This window comes from Arhodomonas sp. KWT, assembly GCF_010993615.1.
The window spans coordinates 1-1,099 of record NZ_WNXE01000540.1 but is presented as its reverse complement, the minus strand read 5'-3'; the positions used below and the strand labels follow the sequence as shown (position 1 = coordinate 1,099).

The following is a 1,099-nucleotide window of genomic DNA, read 5'->3' as shown; positions in this document are numbered from 1 at the left end:
GGTATTCATCGCCAGCTCCTCGATCCACGAGCCCATCGACGGCCTGCTGCTCTCCAACGTCTTCCGTGCCGGGCTGCTCGGGCTCGCCAAGAGTCTCGCCGCAGAGCTCGCCGGTGACGGCGTGCTGGTCAACATCGTCGGCCCCGGCCGGGTGGACACGGAGCGCGTGCGCACCCTGGACGCGGCCCAGGCCCGCAAGCAGGGCCGCGACGAGGCCGAGATCCGCGCCGAGAGCGCCGGGCGCATCCCCCTGGGCCGCTACGCCGAGCCCGCGGAGTTCGCCCGCACGGTCACCTACCTCGCCTCGCCTGGGAACAGCTACGTCACCAGCCAGTCGATGCTCGTCGACGGCGGCATGGTCCGGGGGCTGTAGCCCCCGGCACCCCGGACCTCCATTAATTGATTCTATTTCAGGGAATCCCTGATACCCCCCTCCCCCGGGGCCGGCAATAATTGCGCGTTTGCCGCGGGCACTCGCCGGCGAACGCCAATTGATTACTACGAGACGGAGGGGGGCCAAGGGGATGGCATTCCGACTGCACAGGACAAGACTGGCCACGTATGCCCTGTTCGCGGGCACGTTGCTGACACCGGGCTACGGCCTCGCACACACCGATTCACTGGGGTTCATCATATCGGACGGATCCGGCGCGGACCGGTTCGACGTCACCGTTTACTACGGTAGCTGGCATCCGACGGTGGGCCAGGCGGAAGGCTCGCTGGACCTCTACGACGCGGACAGCAACCTCGTCGACAACCAGGCGTTCACCCTGGTCCCCGGCTTCAACGGCGTAGCCGACGGCACCGTACCCGATGGACTGGTGGCCGGCGAGAACTACTTCTGGCCCGACGAGTGCACCCCCGAAACAGGCGATCTCAGCGGTGATGCGAGCTGCCAGGGCGACGGCATCTTTGCGTTCCAGTCGGTGCTCTTCTCGGACATCCTCGCCGGCGCCTACACCTTCGGCTACGACGCGAGCTCCAGTCTCTCCCAGGACTGGGAACCCTCGGACCCGGCAATCAACAACGGCTCGTTCGCGATCGGGGCCGACGGCGGATTGGTCAGCGTCGGGGGCGCCACGCCGGACATCGATACCTC

Annotated in this window: 2 protein-coding genes; both read left to right on the top strand. The window is 67.2% G+C overall.

Going from position 1 to position 1,099, the window contains the following annotated elements:
* On the top strand, window positions 1-373 hold a 373-nt coding region (locus tag G7A99_RS20565), incomplete at its 5' end, for an SDR family oxidoreductase (RefSeq protein ID WP_163143730.1).
* Window positions 374-524: 151 nt separating this feature from the next.
* Window positions 525-1,099: hypothetical protein (locus tag G7A99_RS20560; RefSeq protein WP_163143728.1), on the top strand; the 575-nt coding region annotated here is incomplete at its 3' end.